Origin of the sequence: Paraglaciecola sp. L3A3 (assembly GCF_009796765.1) — a bacterium.
Taxonomy (GTDB): domain Bacteria; phylum Pseudomonadota; class Gammaproteobacteria; order Enterobacterales; family Alteromonadaceae; genus Paraglaciecola.
The window spans coordinates 1396625-1414210 of the sequence record NZ_CP047023.1; the positions used below are offsets into that span (position 1 = coordinate 1396625).

Below are 17586 nucleotides of genomic sequence, written 5' to 3' on the forward strand. Positions count from 1 at the left end.
AGTTATCCTTTTTCACTTGATTTGAGGTATTTATAGGTTTCGATTTGTGAGCGTAAATGTTTACGGTTACCACGACGAACATATTTATTGGTTTGTTCTTTGTCGATGACTCGAGCTTTTAGGGTATCTTTAAACTGTAGCTCCATAATGTCCATTATTTTTTTCTTTAAATCCGGATCATAAATAGGGCAACCGACTTCTATTCTGAAGTCCATATTACGTGTCATCCAATCAGCAGATGAGATGAACGTTTTTTGTTCGCCGCGACTTTCAAAAATCATTACTCTTGGATGTTCTAAAAACCTGTCGACAACACTGATAATACTAATATTTTCACTTAAGCCCTTTATGCCAGGTACTAATGAACACATACCGCGAATAATGGCTTTAATTTTCACCCCAGCTTGACTGGCTTTGTATAAATCATCAATTAATAATTTGTCATCTAAGTTATTAATTTTAAGTGTAATACTGGCTTTCAGGCCTTCTTTCGCATTTTGAATTTCTTGACGGATCAATAACTGAATTTTGGTCCGATTATTGAGTGGTGATACTTGTAAATGTTGAAATTTTTGTCTTCTGTACGGTGCAAGAATAAAGGCAAAAACATTCTCTGCTTCTTTAGCAATTTCTTGGTTACGGGTGAATAAACTAAAATCAGTGTAAATTTTTGCCGTTTTTTCGTTAAAGTTTCCCGTGCCTAAATGGGCATAATTGATTAACTCGCCTTTTTCTTCTCTTGTAACCACACATAACTTGCTGTGAATTTTTAAGGCAGGCATACCAAATACCACTTTCACCCCTGCATCCGTTAATACTTTGGCCCATTCGATATTGTTTTCTTCATCAAATCTGGCGCGAAGTTCTATCACTACTGTGACTTTTTTACCGTTATCTACCGCATCAATTAACGAACTGATCACGCGAGACTGGCTTGCTACTCGGTATATATTTAAACGGATATGTTTTACGCTTGGATCGAAAGCCGCTTGTCGAATAAATTCAGTGACATGTAAAAACCTGTGGTATGGGTAATACAATAAAATGTCTTTAGCACTAATCGCATCAAATACCGTATCGTAATTAGTAAAGTCTTTACTGGTCATAGCAGGTAATGTAGGGTTTTCTAAATAGGTACGGCCAATATTAGGAAAGCCAATAAAGTCTTTAAAATTGCGGTAGGGTCCACTGGCAATTAGGCTATCGTAAGAGGATATTTTCAGCCGTTTCTTTAAATCTTTTATGGTTTCTTCAGGCATTCTGCTGTCGTAAACTACCCTTACAGGTTCTGCAATTAAACGCTGTTTTACACTTTCAGACATTTTGTCCATGTAACTTTCATCAATTTCATCATTGATGGAATATTCTGAATCTCGGGTCATTTTAAAAGAATAAGCTTCGAGGTGTTCAAAATCGATAAAACCTCTGAAAATGTTTTCTAAATTCACCCGAATAATATCGTCTAATAAAATGATGTATTTTTTCTTACGGCTTTTTTCTGGGGGTATTACCACAAAACGAGACAAGCTTGCAGTAGGCACTTCAATCACAGCAAATGCGTCAGCCTTGTCAGTCCTCTGTATTCGTACGTATAAGTAGGTTGATGAGTCATTTAGACGAGATAATAATTTAACTTTTTTATTCAGTAGTACAGGGGCAATATGGCACAAAATTTTACTTTTGAAGTAATGCGATAACCATTCTGTGTGATATTGATTTAAGTCTTCTTCGCCTAACAAAAAGATATTATACCGAGCCAGGCCTTTGACGATCTCCATGTGAGTTTTGTCGAATTCAACCGTCATTTTTAATACTTTCTGTTGTATTTGTTCCATCAAATGTTTGGTTTGTTCTGCTTGCTCAGTGTTACCTTCATCTAAATAAATATAAATTTGACGTTTTACGTCAGCTACTCGAACTCGATAAAACTCGTCCATGTTATTGGAATAAATACCTAAAAAACGAATCCGCTCAACAATAGGGTTAGTGACGTCTTTTGCTTCTTGCAATACACGGTGATTAAACGACAACCAACTTAATTCGCGGGGATAATAAATATTAGATAAATCAGGCATATCGGCCCTTAATGCTGCTAATAGAAAGCGCTTGATCGTCTATTGATATTGTGACAATTTGATGACAAATTGAAAAATCAAGAAAAAAAAGCATTCTTTGTTGGCTTAGATAAAAGCAATAAAGTGGCTTAAGTTTCAATATCTACCATTAAATCATTGGCCACAGATTCAAGACTTTCTCGCAATTCTTCTAGGTTAAAATCTGCATCGATAGAAATAATAGTGGTGGCTTTAAATAACAAACCGCCCCAGTTAGGCGCACTTTCACAACATGAATCAAACTTAACAATATTTAACCTAAATTGATTCAATATGGTGGTTAGTTCTTGCACTATGCCTGCTCTGTCGTTGCCCATAATTGCTATTTTGGCTGTTTGTTTACTTTGCTCTGCAATTTCTTCCCCCGCTAATAAATGAATTTTTAATTGAGGGTGTTGATTAAAAACTTTAACTAAATCAGTATGTTTATTTTCAGGTAAATCAATATGTACAAAGCCTGCAAAATGCCCAGCCATATGGGATAGATTACTACCTAACCAGTTTCCTCCCATATTATAAACTGTTTGCGCGAGGTTACTTATTAACCCAGGTTGGTCTTTGCCTACTAAAGTAAATATCATTGCTTTCATAAAAGTGTCACATTAGTGTAATAAAGTCTCTGCCGTTGTTACTCTAGCCTAATACATTCTGAGTTGAATGTAAGTGCTAAATTGATTTAGCAACAACTAATTAAATAAGAGGTAGCTTGAAGATTGAAGTATCTTGATTTTCATTCAAACTATCAGCTTAGCTTACGTGGGGGAACTACGTAGCTACCATATTGTATTATCAGAGATACACATATGAGCATTAAATGTAGATGGTTAGCTTATGGAATCGTTTTTCTGTAAAGTGATCTCCGCAAATGATGTTTTAACATTAAAGAGAATTATTATGCCAATAAATTCATTTTTGGGCGTGTTCGCAAAATCACCGCTCAAACCCCTCGAGGATCATATTAATCTTGTAGACAAGTGCAGCAAAGGTTTACTGCCTTTTTTTCAGGCTGTTTATGCGCAAGATTGGAAAACAGCTCAAGAAACGCAAAAAAATATTTCGCAATTAGAAAAACAAGCTGATGTGATAAAACGTGAGTTACGTATCAGTTTACCCGTTGGCATATTTATGCCAATTCAACGTCAAGACGTTTTGGATTTATTAACTCAGCAAGATAAAATTGCCAATAAAGCCAAAGATATCTCTGGTCGTATTTTAGGTCGTCAATTAGTTATTCCTGTTGAATTACAAGATTCCTTTATGACCTATTTGAAACGCTGTTTAGATGCCACTAATCAAGCGACTAAAGTCATCAACGAATTAGATGATTTATTAGAAACCGGCTTTAAAGGCCGTGAATTACGTTTAGTCGAAGACATGATAGAACGCTTAGATGAAATTGAAGATGATACTGACACTATCCAGATTTCGTTGCGTCGTTCATTACTAGCACTTGAAAAGGATCTCAACCCTGTAGACGTGATGTTTTTATACAGCATCATCGAATGGGTCGGCGAATTGGCCGACATTTCTGAACGAGTCGGTTCTCGACTTGAACTAATGTTAGCTAATTAAGAGATTCTAACAATGGATATTATTAATAATTACGGGTTTGTTTTAATTGTCGTCGCTGCAGCGGTTGGATTTTTGATGGCATGGGGTATTGGTGCCAATGATGTTGCGAACGCTATGGGAACATCAGTTGGTTCGAAAGCACTTACCATCAAACAAGCTATTTTAATTGCCATGGTGTTTGAGTTTGCCGGTGCATATTTAGCGGGTGGTGAAGTGACTTCAACAATTCGTAAAGGCATAATTGATGCTAGTTACTTTGTTGATACGCCAGAATTACTAGTCTACGGTATGATTTCGGCACTTTTTGCTGCCGGAGTTTGGTTAGCGTTTGCTTCGTATTTAGGCTGGCCAGTATCTACTACTCACTCGATTGTTGGCGCTATTGTTGGTTTTGCTGCAGTAGGAGTAAGTTCTGATGCGGTAGCTTGGGGTAAAGTAGGTGGAATTGTCGGTAGTTGGATTATTACTCCGGCTATCTCTGGCTTTATTGCATTTCTGATATTTCAATCAGCGCAAAAGTTAATTTTTGACACTGACAAACCTTTTGCTAATGCTAAACGTTATGTACCTTTTTATATGGGTTTAGCCGGTTTTGTAATGGCACTTGTTACCATCAAAAAAGGCCTTAAACATGTAGGTTTAGACATTCCCGCAGATCAAGGTTATTACATTGCTATTGGTATTGCTGTATTAGTGGGCATAGTTGGACGTTGGTTTATTTCACGTATTAAACTAGATGCAAATGCGCAAAAAGATATGCAGTTTGCCAATGTAGAAAAAGTATTTGCAGTATTAATGATAGTAACAGCTTGTTGTATGGCCTTTGCTCATGGTTCAAACGATGTAGCCAACGCTATTGGGCCTTTGGCTGCAGTGGTGAGTATAGTTGAAAGTGGTGGTGAAATTGGCAAAAAAGCAGCCTTGGTATGGTGGATATTACCATTAGGCGGTATCGGTATTGTGGCTGGTTTAGCGCTTTTCGGTCATCGAGTCATTGCTACTATTGGTAATGGTATTACCCACTTGACCCCAAGTCGTGGTTTTGCAGCCGAGTTAGCAGCTGCATGTACTGTGGTTATTGCCTCTGGTACTGGTTTACCGATTTCAACTACGCAAACACTGGTAGGCGCGGTATTGGGTGTAGGTATGGCACGTGGTATCGCAGCACTTAATTTAGGTGTGGTGAGAAATATTGTTATATCTTGGGTGATTACCTTACCTGCGGGTGCCGGTCTTTCAATCATATTCTTCTTTATGATTAAAGGTATATTTGCACCTTAGTTTAAATACGAATTAGTTGCTGGCAAAGTGTCATCAAGCTAATTAGCAATCAGCCCACTTACCATCGTATAAAATTTTATTTGATGTAAGTGGGTTTTTTATTTCCCTTCTTAAAGTCGACATTAACCTGCTGTTTTATATTTGTTTTATTCTATTAACTTAATGTGCTCTGTCATTCGTTTATGAAACTTTTGTGACAATTATATGATGTAACAAAACTGTCATGCTCCTTGGGTATTCTTCTCGCGTTTTCAATTATAACTATTTTATTTACTCGCATATTTGGAGAGAGCAATGGAACTTAAGAATTTATTTAAAGCTAGTGCAATTGTTTCAGCATTAGTTCTTGCAGGTTGTGGCGGCGATATCAATATTACCCCTACGGTAAATGATACAAGTGTTAACAATAGTAATAACACTACCACTACTACGAATGAAGGGAGTGGTAGTACTGATGGCAACACTGATGAAAACCCATGTGCTTCATATGATGCTGATAGTGTTACTGTTCAAGGTGAGTACACTGGCGGTAACTGCGAATATAGTAAAGAGTTTGTTAGCGCTGCTAGCCCGTTAAATTCAGATATTACTTTAGAAAAGCTTGATAATGGTGGTGCTCACTATTTTAAAAGTTCTTTAGTAATCGGTGAAAACTGTAATACTTCTGATAACTGTACTTTAGTCGTTGATGGACCAACTCTTGAAATCGAAGCAGGCGCAATTATCGCTTTTGACGATGCGTCATCTCGTGTACAAATTAACCGTGGCGCAAATATTGAAGCAACAGGTACGTACAGTGACCCTATCACTTTTACTTCTGCTAACGCTATCGCCAGTTTAAAAGTATCTGATCCACAACCTCAAGATTGGGGCGGTATCGCAATTGATGGTTTTGGTATTACTGACCAATGTTCAGACGCTGAGCGTACAGCTGTAACATGTAATGCAGAAAGTGAAGGTGCGGTCACTTATTATGGTGGTAGTGATAATGCTGATAACAGTGGTACATTAAAATTCGTTAAAATTCATTATGCAGGTGGCTTACCAGCTGGTGCTGAAGAAGGTAACGATTTGAACTCTCTTAGCTTATTTGCTGTAGGTTCAGGTACGACTATTGATTACATCGACATTTACGCTGGATATGACGATGGTATTGAATTGTTTGGTGGTGCGGTTAACCTTAAGCACATAGTGGTAACAGATACTCAAGATGACAGTATTGATATCGATGCTGGCTGGAGTGGTAACGCACAATTTATTCTTGTTAAGCATGGTACTGTTTTGAACGCCGCGGGTAATTCTATCAACATGGGTAATGGTGGCTTTGAGTCTGACGGTACTAAAGTTAAAGATAACAACGTTGCGCCTTCTGCTCCACAAATTGCTAACGTAACTGTTATTACTGCAGATGTTAACTCTGTACGTGACGATAACCCTTCAGTAGCTATCAAGTTAGACGACTTTATCTCTGCTACTTGGTACAACACTGTGTTAGTTAAAACTTCTGCTACACAAACTCATTGTTTCGAAAATTCTTCTGATGCAGAGCAAGTGATTGTTGATGGCGACGTGTCTATGAAAAACTCTGTGGTTGCTTGTGCAAAATTGGCTAAATCAGATACAGTTGGAAGCACAACTTACACTAACTGGTTAACCGATACTGCAGGCGACATGAATACTGTAACTGGTGGCGACGCAGATGTACTTGCAAGCAACGGTTTTGCAACTATCGCAGACCTTAAAACGCCATTCGATGTGACTACTATCGATGCTAATTTCTTTGAAAGTGTAGATTTTATCGGTGCGGTAAGCCCAGCTGATACTTCAAGTGACTGGTATGATTGGGCAAAAGATGCCTATGAAAATGCCATGGCTGACGAATAATAAGTCGTTTAGCAAACAAATGTATAGGCGTAATAGGTTAAGTGCCTATTTACGCCTTTTTTGTTCATTTTGAGTGTGGGATAAATGATGAAGACTCAATACAGCGCGAGTAAAATCTCGTTAGCAGTTGCATTCGGTCTTGTCACGGGCTCTATACAAGCCCAACAACAAGATAATGCGATTGACGAAGTGGTCACCACGGGTAATCGCCTCCAGGGTACTGCAGCAGCAGTAATCGAAGAACGTAAAAACCAAGCTTTCGTAGCAGATATTCTGGGTGCAGAACAGATTTCTCGAACCGGTGATAGCGATGCTGCATCAGCATTGCGCCGGGTAACAGGTTTGACCTTGGTTGACGGCAAATATATATATGTACGTGGTTTAGGTGAACGTTATTCTAGTGCTCGTTTAAATGGCGCTAGTATTCCTAGCCCAGACCTAACACGTAACGTTATTCCGTTGGATATTTTTCCAACCAATGTAATTGAAAGTTTATCGGTACAGAAAGCTTTTTCGCCTAATATGCCTGCTGCTTTTGGTGGCGGTAGTGTTGATATTCGTACTAAATCTCTGCCTTCAGAGTTTGTGGCAGAGTTTCAGTTAGGTATTGAAGGAAACTCAAATAACTCAAGCGGGTTTACTTATGATAAAAACGATAGCGGCCTGCCTGATGCATTAGAAAGCGGTATTGTTCATTACCGCGGTGATTTTTCTGTTCGTAATATTATTGAAAGACATGGTTTAACTTCTAATGATGATGCAACTGCTTTTCAGCAAGCTTTTGCCACTAATCAGGAGTTATTAAAAAGTCTGCCACGTAATATGAGTTTAAAAGAGGAATCATTATCACCTAATTATTCATTTCAAGGTGGTATTGGTAATTCTTTTGAAGATGAGTGGTTAGGTGGGACTTTCGGCTTTTTAGCCTCTGTCGCATACGATAATAAGTGGAATTACACAGACCAAACTAATGCTGTTGTCAGTGCCAATAAAAACGATGATTGTGCCACTTCATTAGATACATCCGAAGATGTCAGCAATCCTTGTTATGACAGTATTACCGATTCTAAGGTAACCACAGAAAACGAAAGATTAAATGGTCTTTTCACTTTGGGTTATCGATTGGATACCCATGAAGTCAGTTACAGTAAAATCTACATTCAAGACAATGAAGATGAATCTGAAATTGCTGTAAATCAAAACCCGACTCAAAGCAACACTATTGCTGTTGATAACCAAGCGGCTCGCAGTCATCAACTTTCTGTTGAAGAAAGAGAGTTAGAAATTGACCAGTTTAAAGGTCAACATACTTTCTTAGACTGGTGGGGTGTCGGTGCTGATTGGCAATATACTGAGTCAGAAGTACATACCGATATACCTTTAGATGTGACGTATAATTTCGCTGATAAATATGCGGATAATGTCTATCAAAGTAGTGGTATCAATGGTGGTAATGGTATTGTTAATTATCAGTTTATAGAGATGCGTGACTTTATGAAGTCATGGGGCGGAAACTTTAATCTACCCATCTCGACTGGTAAATTTGATATAGAGCTGAAAACGGGGTGGGATTATTCGGATAGAGCCCGTTATTACACCACATCTAGCTTCTTTGTGAATAACAGTGGTGCCGGTGTCAATGTCGATCAGGGCAGTGAAAACATAGTCGGTCTAAGTGCATTTTTAACCGATGACTTTATTGATAATAATGAAGTGTGGGTGTCATTTAACGAGCCTGAAGCGCCCGAAGCCGATGATTATATGGCGGCACAAAAAGTACAAGCTAGTTACGGCTCCTTCGATGTCATTTATGATAATACTTGGCGTGTTAGTGGTGGTTTACGTTATGAGTCTTTCCAACAAGTGACACTAGAATCGTCTAGTTTGATTTTCAGTCGTGAAGATATTGAAACTTTTTATAGTCAAGAGCGTATCCAAGACCGTACTATTAATGAAGATGATATTTATCCTGCCTTAAGTTTAACTTATTTAGGTGGTGATGGTTATCAGTTGCGCTTTGGTTATGGTGAAACTGTTGTTCGCCCTGATTTGCGTGAAGTGGTACCTGTTGGCTATTTTGATCCATTAACTGATATCCGTACGACTGGTAGTTTGTCATTAGTATCTAGTCAATTAAAAAACTATGATGCCCGTTACGAATTGTACGCTGGCAATGGTGATAACTTAGCTATATCTTTGTTCTATAAAGATATTACTAACCCTATTGAATCAGTGCTAGCGGTAGGTGACTCTAGTTATACTGCATCATTTACTAATGGTGAGTCTGCCGAGTTATTTGGTATTGAGACTGAGTGGTTGTATAGCTTAGATTGGCTTTCTAATGGCTTCTTTACTTCAGGTAACTTAACCTTAAGTGACTCAGAAGTGACAGTAGATGCGGCTGATGCGGGTAACTTAACTAACACGGTTAAGCGTATGAATGGTCATTCAAAATATGTTGTTAACCTACAATTAAACTATGATTCAGCGAATGGTGAACATAGTGGTTCGTTAGTTTATAACGTGTTTGGTGAGCGTATTCTTGCTTCAGGTATTGGTGGACGTGGTGACGCTTATGAACAGCCATTCCATTCTTTAGATGCTATCTATACTTGGTATCCAGACTTCAATACCAAAGTTAAATTTAAAATGAAAAACTTATTAGGCAAAGACCAAGAAGTACTTCAATCAGGTGTGGCAGTGAGAACACGTGAAATAGGTACTACTTTTGGTGTGAGTTATAGTTACGAGTTTTAATCTAACTAAATTTGTTTATACAAAAAGCCAACCTTTGGGTTGGCTTTTTTATTTCACATAGAAAACAATTACTTACACTAAACTACCCATCGCTAAAAGTTGTGTCATTTTAGTGTCATATAGCTGTCATATTTTTGTCACACTAAGCCCTTATCCTGCACCCAGTTTTGAATTATCAGTAAACTGCTGATAGACAATTTTAGGGTTTGAAGCATGAAACGACTGACCAAGTTATCTGCTGCATTAATTACGGTTTTTGCTGCAACAAGTAGTCTGGCACAGGAAGATAAATTTCTTGAGCCAGCAGTAAAAAAAGCAACTGAAATAAATACATCAGCTGCAAAATCTCAACAGAATATCAATAAAATCACTGACCAAATCGGTACTAAATTACAGCAGTTTAAAGCGGTCAATAAAGAAACGACTGGTTTGAACGTGTACAACGGTCAATTGACAAAACAGATTGAAAATCAACTACAAGAAATGGCTGACTTAAATGCTGCAATCGATGATGTAAGTGTTATCGAACGTCAAATTACGCCTCTTATGTTACGTATGATCACCGGCCTTGAGCAGTTCGTTAAATTGGATGTACCTTTTTTACCGGTTGAAAGAAACAAACGAGTTGAAGAACTTAAAAGCATGATGGACAGAGCTGATATTGCTCCTTCTGAAAAATTCCGTCGGGTGATGGAAGCCTACCAAGTTGAAATGGACTATGGACGCACATTAGAAGCTTACAGCGGATTACATACCATTGACGGGCAAGAGCGCGACGTCGACTTTTTACGAGTGGGTCGTACAGCTCTTATTTATCAAACACGTGATGCCAGTCTACAAGGTACATGGAATAAAAATACCGGTAAATGGGAAGCACTTTCTTCTAGTTACCGTACACAAGTGACAAAAGGGTTGCGTATGGCCAAGAAACAACTTGCCCCTGACCTATTAATGTTACCTGTAGCGATGACTGACTAAGGACCTAATGAAAATGAAATTATTTATTAAAAATATCGCGTTAGTCAGTGTTCTTAGTTTGATGACTACCATGGCTGTAGCACAAGATGATAAAGCGCTGGATCTAGATAGTTTATTAAAACAACTAGAGCAAGGTCAGTTTGCCCAAAACAAACAAAACGCGAGTCGTGAAAAAGAGTTTGCAGAAAAACGTTCTGAGCAAGATTCAATGCTTAGAGATGCTAAACAAACCCGAAATGCGGCATTAAATTTATCTGAAAAATTAGAAACACAATTTGAAGAAAACGAATTTAAATTAGCTGATTTAAATGAAGCTATGAACAAACGTTTAGGTTCATTAAAAGAATTGTTTGGTGTGTTACAACAGGTGTCTGGGGATACCAAAAGTAAATTTCAAAACTCAATTATTTCTGCACAAATACCGGGTCGCGCCGAGTTTTTAGATGATTTAGCCCAGTCTATGGGCTCAACGTCTAAACTCGCGTCGATTGAAGAAATTGAACGTGTATGGTTTGAAATGCAACGTGAAATGACTGAATCAGGCAAAGTCACTAAATTTACTACCGATGTAATTGAAGCGGGTGGTAATAAGGTCAGCAAAGAAGTATTACGTGTAGGACCTTTTGCCTTAACCGCTAATGGTAAATACCTTGATTACAACGGTACTACAGGTTCGGTGGCTGAATTAATTCGTCAACCTGCTGGTCGTTATGGCGACAGTGCCGCTGCACTACAAGCATCAAATGGTGACTTAGTCGAGTTTGGTTTAGACCCAACTGGCGGTTCAATTCTTAAATTATTAGTACAAGCACCTAGCTTAAAAGAACGAGTAGAGCAGGGCGGCACAGTGGGTTACATCATCTTGGCTGTGGGTGCAGTTGGTTTGTTGATTGCTCTTTGGAGATTCATTGTATTAGGTATCGAAGGCGCGAAAGTTAATCGTCAATTAAAATCGACCACCTTTAAATCAAGTAATGCTTTAGGCCGAGTAATGAAAGCCCGTGATGATTACCCTCAAGCAGACACGGAAGCCTTAGAGTTACATTTAACCGAAGCTATTTTGGGCGAAGTGCCAAAACTGGGACGTTTCTTACAAATTATTAAAGTGATGTCGGTTGTGGCTCCGTTAATGGGATTACTAGGTACGGTTTCGGGCATGATTAATACTTTCCAAGCGATTACATTGTTTGGTACAGGTGACCCTAAATTGATGGCGGGGGGGATTTCAACTGCACTAGTTACTACGGTTCTTGGTTTAGTTGTGGCTATACCTATGACCTTACTTTACGCCATGTTGAACACTCGCAGTAAAAACATAGTGTATATCTTGCAAGAACAAGCGGCTGGTGTGATTGCAGAGCGTGCTGAAGCACAAAATTCAAGCAAAGCGTAAGCAAAATCATGATTGAATTTCTAGAGACCATTCGAGATTTTACCGAAACCGGCGGGCAAGTCCTGCTGGTTATCGGCGCGCTAATTTTTGTTATGTGGTTAATGATTTTAGAAAGAGCAATGTATGTGTTTGTGACTCACAAGCAATACAAAGCGGCGATTATAGCTAAATGGCAAGCCAGAGATGAACGTGCTTCTTGGAATGCTGAACAAGTCCGCCAGGCCATGATATCTAGAGTATCCCTTAAACTTGGCGCCGGCATTCCGATTATTCAATCACTGGTTGCGCTATGTCCCTTATTAGGGCTGATGGGCACAGTCACCGGCATGATCGAGGTGTTCGACGTAATGGCTATTTCTGGTTCTGGTAACGCTCGGTCTATGGCATCTGGGGTATCAAAAGCGACTATCCCTACTATGGCTGGAATGGTAGGGGCCCTATCTGGTGTTTTTGCATCAAGTTGGTTGTCTCGCACCACTAAATCAGAGCGCGCTAAATTAGAAGACGCACTGATGATGGAACGCCACCGTTAATTGGCCCTTTGCCTAATTAGTAAAACGTAACAAAAATTTAAGAGACAGTTATGAAACAACATTTTCAAAATATGATGGATGACGAAGAAGCGGCAATCGATATGACACCTATGTTAGATGTAGTGTTTATCATGTTGATCTTCTTTATTGTCACTGCGTCATTCGTAAAAGAAGCTGGGATTGATGTAAACCGTCCTGAAGCAGCAACCGCAGTGAAAAAAGATCGCGCTAATATTTTAGTGGCCATCAGTGATAAAGGTGATATCTGGATTAATAAACGTAAGGTTGATGTACGTGCAGTACAAGCAAACATCGAGCGTTTATATGCAGAAAACCCGCAAGGTACAGTAGTGATCCAAGCTGATAAAAAGGCCACTACAGATGTGTTAATTAAAGTGATGGATGCATCACGAGCTGCGGGCATTTTAGATGTCTCGATAGCTGCTCAAGAGCCGTAGGTCTTATATGCCACAGACAATACCAAGACTATTTATTGCGATCCTATTGGCTGGTGTTGTCACCTTAGGATTGTTCTTCTTGATGCAATCACTGATTCAAAGTGGTGGTAGTGCACTAACAGACGCGCCTAAGGGGAGTGTGCTGGACTTTGTGCGAGTAAAAAAAGAAGAAGCGGTACAGAAAAAAGACCGTAAACCTAAAAAACCACCACAACCAAAACAGCCTCCACCGGATATGGCTCCCCCACAAATGGATGCGCCTAGTCCAGATAGTGCCACCGCAGGTATGGATTTTGGTGCCGATGTTGCGGCAGATGTGTCTCTATCTGGTGGTTTAGCCCTTGATTCTGGTGATGGTGAGTACTTACCTATTGTGCGCGTTGCAGCTGTTTATCCTAGACGTGCATTGCAACGAGGAATTGAAGGCTATGTAGATGTGACTTTTACCGTATCTAAGTTGGGTTCAGTTATTAATCCTAAGGTACTACAAGCATCACCAGAAGGTATTTTTGAGCAAGCGGCTCTAGATGCCACCCTTAAATATAAATATAAACCGCGCGTTGTGAATGGCGAGGCCATGGAAGTATCCGGTGTTGAAGTGCGCGTAACATTTGAAATTGGAGGCTAAAAATGGCGAAGAATATTTTATCTAAACTAAACATTAAAACTCTGGCAACATCATTGGTGATGTCTGGTTTGTTACTTAGCACAATGCAGTCAAGTATGGTGAATGCTGAAGAGGCGAAGGTAGAGCGTAAAACTAAACGTGTACCCACTTTGCGCTCTAAAGTTTTTGACCAATTATCTAGAGCACAAGGTTTAGCTGATGAAGGTAAACAAGCCGAAGCTTTTGAAGTTTTAGATGAAGTCAATGAAAAATCTAGCTCTATGAATAGCTATGAATTAGCTATGATGCATAACTTTTATGGGTTTATTCATTATGAAGCTGAAAATTATGATGCGGCTATTACTGCTTTTGAAAACGTTGTAAAACAACAGCCGATTCCAGAATCGTTTGAACAAGCGACTTTGTTCAGCTTAGCCCAGTTACATATGATGCGCGGCAACTTTGATCAGACTATCGAGAAAATAGAGCAGTGGGAAACTATCCAATTAGCATTATTTCCTGGTAAAGAGATACCCGCTAAAAACTTAGTGCTTAAAGCCCAGGCTATGTATCAAAAGCAAGATTATCAAGCTGCGTCTGAATACATTAATGCTGCAATTAAACAAGTTGAAACCAATGATTTAGGATTTCAAGTAGATGAGCAATGGTATGTATTACAACGTGCCGCTTATTATGAATTAAAACAACCTGAGCAAGTTAAAAATGTATTGCTGAAGTTAGTTAAAAAATTCGAAGCGCCTAAATACTGGATCCAATTAGCCGGTATGTACGGTGAATTAGGCCTAGAAGATAAACAACTGGCAACCATGGAAATTGCTGAACAAAAAGGCTTTGTGATGACGGGTTCTGAGATGTTTAATTTAGCCCAGCTTTATTATTATCATCAAATTCCATTCAAATCCGCTGCTTTAATGCAAAAAGCATTAGACGAAGGTAAGTTGGCTGAAGACGAGCGTAACTTAACTTTCTTGGCCCAATCTTGGAATTTTGCTAAGGAAACAGATAAAGCCATACCTGTTATGTTGGCAGCAGCTAAGTTATCAAAAGATGGCGAGTTGTATGCTCAACTAGGACAGATGTACCTAAACATGGAGCAATGGCAAGAAGCGATTGATGCTTCACGGCTAGCCATTGATAAAGGAAATTTGCGTAATGAAGGTATGGCTCATTTGGTAATGGGGATGGCAAATTTTAATAATGGCGATTATAACGAAGCATTAAATGAGTTAGCCAAAGCGCAAAAGTTTGATGGTAGCCGTAGTATGGCAACCCAATGGGCTAAGTTTGTTGAAGGTGAAATGAAACAACAAGATACCTATGCATCTGTGTTGAATTAATTGATATGCGAGAAGGGGCAACTTTCTCAAAATATTAGTAATACAAAAAAGTGTCTATATGACGCTTTTTTTGTGCCTCTGACACTGAGTATTCACTTCGTTCGGCAAGCATGTGCTCGTACACAAAAAAGCAGAGTGGGGCAGTAGCTAGTATATAGCAGATAGTAAAACAGTAAAAAATGAGATTAGAAAAAAGATTATCGACCGACATCAAAACCCGTCATTCCGATGTGCTTTTAAGCCGGAATCCATTTGATTAAAAACTGTGGCTAGTCAAGATATTCGAACTTGAAAGCCAAAAATTGTCACAGAGTATCCCCGAGATTAATAATGGGGCTGCGCCGAACAAGCCGAACTGTAAATAGGAGGTAGTAAAACAGTAAAAAATGAGATTAGAAAAAGAGTATTGACCGACATCAAAGCCCGTCATTCCGGTGTGCCTTTAAGCCGGAATCCATTTGATTAAAAAGAACTGGACGCATTCTGAGTGACTACTAATTTAGCTAGAATGGTATTAGCTAAAACTTGTAGGGTTTAGAAATTGCTAAAGGTTATTCGACAGCCTCCGCAGTGGATGTCAAAGTTACAATTGGTGTAATGTTAAGAAAATGGTAGAGTCTTGCCAATACAGAAGCTACGAGTTATTGATCTTCACCGCTATTAAAGTGCGCGTGATCTACTAGGCTTGTATATATGTAAATAGAGGAGTCATATAAATGAATCACTTAGCTGAACAATCTATTAGCTGTCCATATTGTGGAGAGAATATTAGGGTATTGATTGATCCGTCCGATACAGATCAGCAGTATATAGAGGATTGCCAAGTGTGTTGTAAACCTATCAATTTCTTAATTTCTGAGAGTGTTGATGGTGAGTTATCTGTGAATGTTTATAGTGATGATGAAGGGTTTTAAAAAATACCTCAGAAACTATGTCGTTAATTATATCCTTTGGAGGCTTAATCTCAGCTTTTAACTGTATTTCTAGCACCTATCTACTGTTTTATTCTTTTACTTTTTCTCGTGGCTCGATCCAGCAACACTCTGTTATATTCTGCTTTCTGACTAGCCAAATTCATTAATATTATTGGGCATTATGCTGTAATAAAATGCAGCAGGTTTGTAAGTGTGGTATATGTCTCTTTATTTGCAGTAGCAGATTATTTTAATTTATAACCATAAGGTTCAAAATGACCAAGCTTAATAAAAAAGTTGAAGAGTTACTTACTAAACATCCTCATTTGTCGCAAGAAGAGGCGATTAAAATTTTAGCTGAAAAAAATGAGCGTAAAAAACAAAAGAGAGCGGCGAAGACAAATAAAGGTCATGCTAAAAAGCTTATAAACCAAGAAGACGCACCAGATACTGATGAGGCTTGATTCTCGGCAAATAAAGCGACTACCAATCGCCTCAAATAAATTGAGTCACCGTCACTAAGTGACTATATTTAAGTGCTTTAATCTAGCTAGATTATTGGTCTTTCAGGCTATTGAGCATATTGTTCTGTTCACGTAAGATGTCGGCTAATTGGTTATATCTATCAATTGTTACTTTTAATTTAAAAATAGGAAAACACCTTATGCCTACAGCTAGTGCACGTCATATTTTAGTTGAGACTGAAGAGCAATGTTCAGAATTGAAACAGCAAATTATCAATGGGGCAAAATTCGAGGATGTTGCCAAACTTTCTTCATGCCCTTCTGGTGCTCAAGGTGGGAATTTAGGTAATTTTAGCCAAGGACAAATGGTTCCTGAATTTGATCAAGTTGTTTTTAACGAAGCTTTAAATGTTGTTCATGGGCCGATAAAGACACAATTTGGTTATCATTTATTAGAGATTACTGAACGCTCTGAGTAACAACTAGAGCTGCAGTACCAAAAGATCAGAGTGAAGTTTAACTCTGATCTTACCCGCCATTTGTCACATCATTCTGTTTACAAGAACCATCTAAAATTAGTAGATGGCGACTCTACTGGGACGCTCATCTTTATTTTTAATAGGCCACTCATGCAACGCTTTGAATATTGTAATGCGAATACCTGTGCTAAAGAATTACTTGCTTTAGGACCCATTAATATGAAAATGTGGTGTTTATTTCAGTGGTTAACAGAGCACGAACAATTACAGCATGGAACACAAGCTGAGATGATCAAGTTGTATGTTTATGATGAGTTAGTGGCTTTTAGTTTGTTAGAAAATTATGCCGCGCGTACAGACAAAACTAAGCGGTATGCAGGACATTTATATCAAGATTTAGGTGTAGTTCATTTTGTAACTATGCCCGATCATCGCCAAAAGGGTTATGCAAGCTTAGTGGCTGATGTCATGTATAAAGATGTAATCCAACCTTTATTGTCTCGTCACAGGAATGGCCATGTTTATGTTACCGCTACGGCAAGAGCAGTTCCTTTGATGCAACGCGCAGGGATCGCGGCTACAAACTTGGTGACTGAATTTTATTCAGATCTCAGTTTTAAAGAGAAAGTTGCTGAGATTATCAATCCTAGTTAGTCTGCTATTAACCCCCCAATAAAAACTCACCAGAAAGGAATGCCCAGCGCATTCTGAGTGACGACTAATTTAGCTAGAATGGTATTAGATGCTTTTGAATAAAGGGTGAGGGAGTCAAACAAACCTCCCAACATATTGTT

The 17586-nt window shown here is 38.7% G+C and carries 16 protein-coding genes; 14 read left to right on the plus strand and 2 right to left on the minus strand.

Features of this window, described 5'->3' with window-relative positions; genetic code table 11:
- Positions 1-2: 2 nt before the first annotated feature.
- Together ppk1 and GQR87_RS05770 are read right to left on the minus strand one after the other, a co-directional pair.
- A complete protein-coding gene (gene ppk1, locus GQR87_RS05765) occupies positions 3-2075 on the minus strand; it encodes a polyphosphate kinase 1 (RefSeq protein ID WP_158967416.1) in 2073 nt (690 codons plus the stop codon).
- Positions 2076-2203: 128 nt separating this feature from the next.
- Entirely contained in the window at positions 2204-2704 is a 501-nt protein-coding gene (locus tag GQR87_RS05770; protein ID WP_158967418.1) for a glycine cleavage system protein R, read from the minus strand.
- 304 nt (positions 2705-3008) lie between these two features.
- On the opposite strand from GQR87_RS05770, the gene GQR87_RS05775 reads away from it, so the two are divergent.
- The 14 genes from GQR87_RS05775 to GQR87_RS05840 all read left to right on the plus strand — a co-directional run bounded on the left by GQR87_RS05775 (position 3009) and on the right by GQR87_RS05840 (position 17446).
- Complete coding sequence (locus tag GQR87_RS05775) at positions 3009-3686, plus strand: TIGR00153 family protein (protein WP_158967420.1); 678 nt, start codon at positions 3009-3011, stop codon at positions 3684-3686.
- 12 nt (positions 3687-3698) lie between these two features.
- Complete coding sequence (locus GQR87_RS05780) at positions 3699-4967, plus strand: inorganic phosphate transporter (RefSeq protein ID WP_158967422.1); 1269 nt, start codon at positions 3699-3701, stop codon at positions 4965-4967.
- A gap of 294 nt (positions 4968-5261) precedes the next feature.
- Positions 5262-6851, plus strand: coding sequence for a hypothetical protein (locus tag GQR87_RS05785; RefSeq protein WP_158967424.1), 1590 nt, complete (start codon positions 5262-5264; stop codon positions 6849-6851).
- Between the two features lie 87 nt (positions 6852-6938).
- Complete coding sequence (locus tag GQR87_RS05790) at positions 6939-9608, plus strand: TonB-dependent receptor plug domain-containing protein (protein WP_158972890.1); 2670 nt, start codon at positions 6939-6941, stop codon at positions 9606-9608.
- A 213-nt stretch (positions 9609-9821) separates the two neighbouring features.
- Positions 9822-10586, plus strand: a complete 765-nt coding sequence (locus GQR87_RS05795) for a DUF3450 domain-containing protein (RefSeq protein WP_158967427.1) — start codon at positions 9822-9824, stop codon at positions 10584-10586.
- Positions 10587-10599: 13 nt separating this feature from the next.
- Entirely contained in the window at positions 10600-11979 is a 1380-nt protein-coding gene (locus tag GQR87_RS05800; protein WP_158967429.1) for a MotA/TolQ/ExbB proton channel family protein, read from the plus strand.
- 8 nt (positions 11980-11987) lie between these two features.
- Positions 11988-12512, plus strand: a complete 525-nt coding sequence (locus tag GQR87_RS05805) for a MotA/TolQ/ExbB proton channel family protein (protein WP_158967431.1) — start codon at positions 11988-11990, stop codon at positions 12510-12512.
- A 50-nt stretch (positions 12513-12562) separates the two neighbouring features.
- Positions 12563-12970: a biopolymer transporter ExbD gene (locus tag GQR87_RS05810; RefSeq protein ID WP_158967433.1), complete on the plus strand. Its 408-nt coding sequence runs from the start codon at positions 12563-12565 to the stop codon at positions 12968-12970.
- A gap of 19 nt (positions 12971-12989) precedes the next feature.
- Positions 12990-13598 (plus strand): energy transducer TonB, encoded by a 609-nt coding sequence (locus GQR87_RS05815; RefSeq protein WP_158972891.1) that lies wholly within the window; start codon positions 12990-12992, stop codon positions 13596-13598.
- A gap of 2 nt (positions 13599-13600) precedes the next feature.
- Positions 13601-14935, plus strand: coding sequence for a hypothetical protein (locus tag GQR87_RS05820; protein WP_370459620.1), 1335 nt, complete (start codon positions 13601-13603; stop codon positions 14933-14935).
- A 716-nt stretch (positions 14936-15651) separates the two neighbouring features.
- The gene (locus GQR87_RS05825; RefSeq protein ID WP_158967435.1) at positions 15652-15849 is read left to right on the plus strand and encodes a CPXCG motif-containing cysteine-rich protein; all 198 of its coding nucleotides are present in this window, start codon (positions 15652-15654) and stop codon (positions 15847-15849) included.
- 275 nt (positions 15850-16124) lie between these two features.
- Positions 16125-16313: a hypothetical protein gene (locus tag GQR87_RS05830; protein ID WP_158967437.1), complete on the plus strand. Its 189-nt coding sequence runs from the start codon at positions 16125-16127 to the stop codon at positions 16311-16313.
- Positions 16314-16513: 200 nt separating this feature from the next.
- On the plus strand, positions 16514-16792 hold the full coding sequence (locus GQR87_RS05835) for a peptidylprolyl isomerase (protein WP_158967439.1): 279 nt from the start codon (positions 16514-16516) through the stop codon (positions 16790-16792).
- 150 nt (positions 16793-16942) lie between these two features.
- Positions 16943-17446: a GNAT family N-acetyltransferase gene (locus GQR87_RS05840; protein ID WP_158967441.1), complete on the plus strand. Its 504-nt coding sequence runs from the start codon at positions 16943-16945 to the stop codon at positions 17444-17446.
- Positions 17447-17586 lie beyond the last annotated feature (140 nt).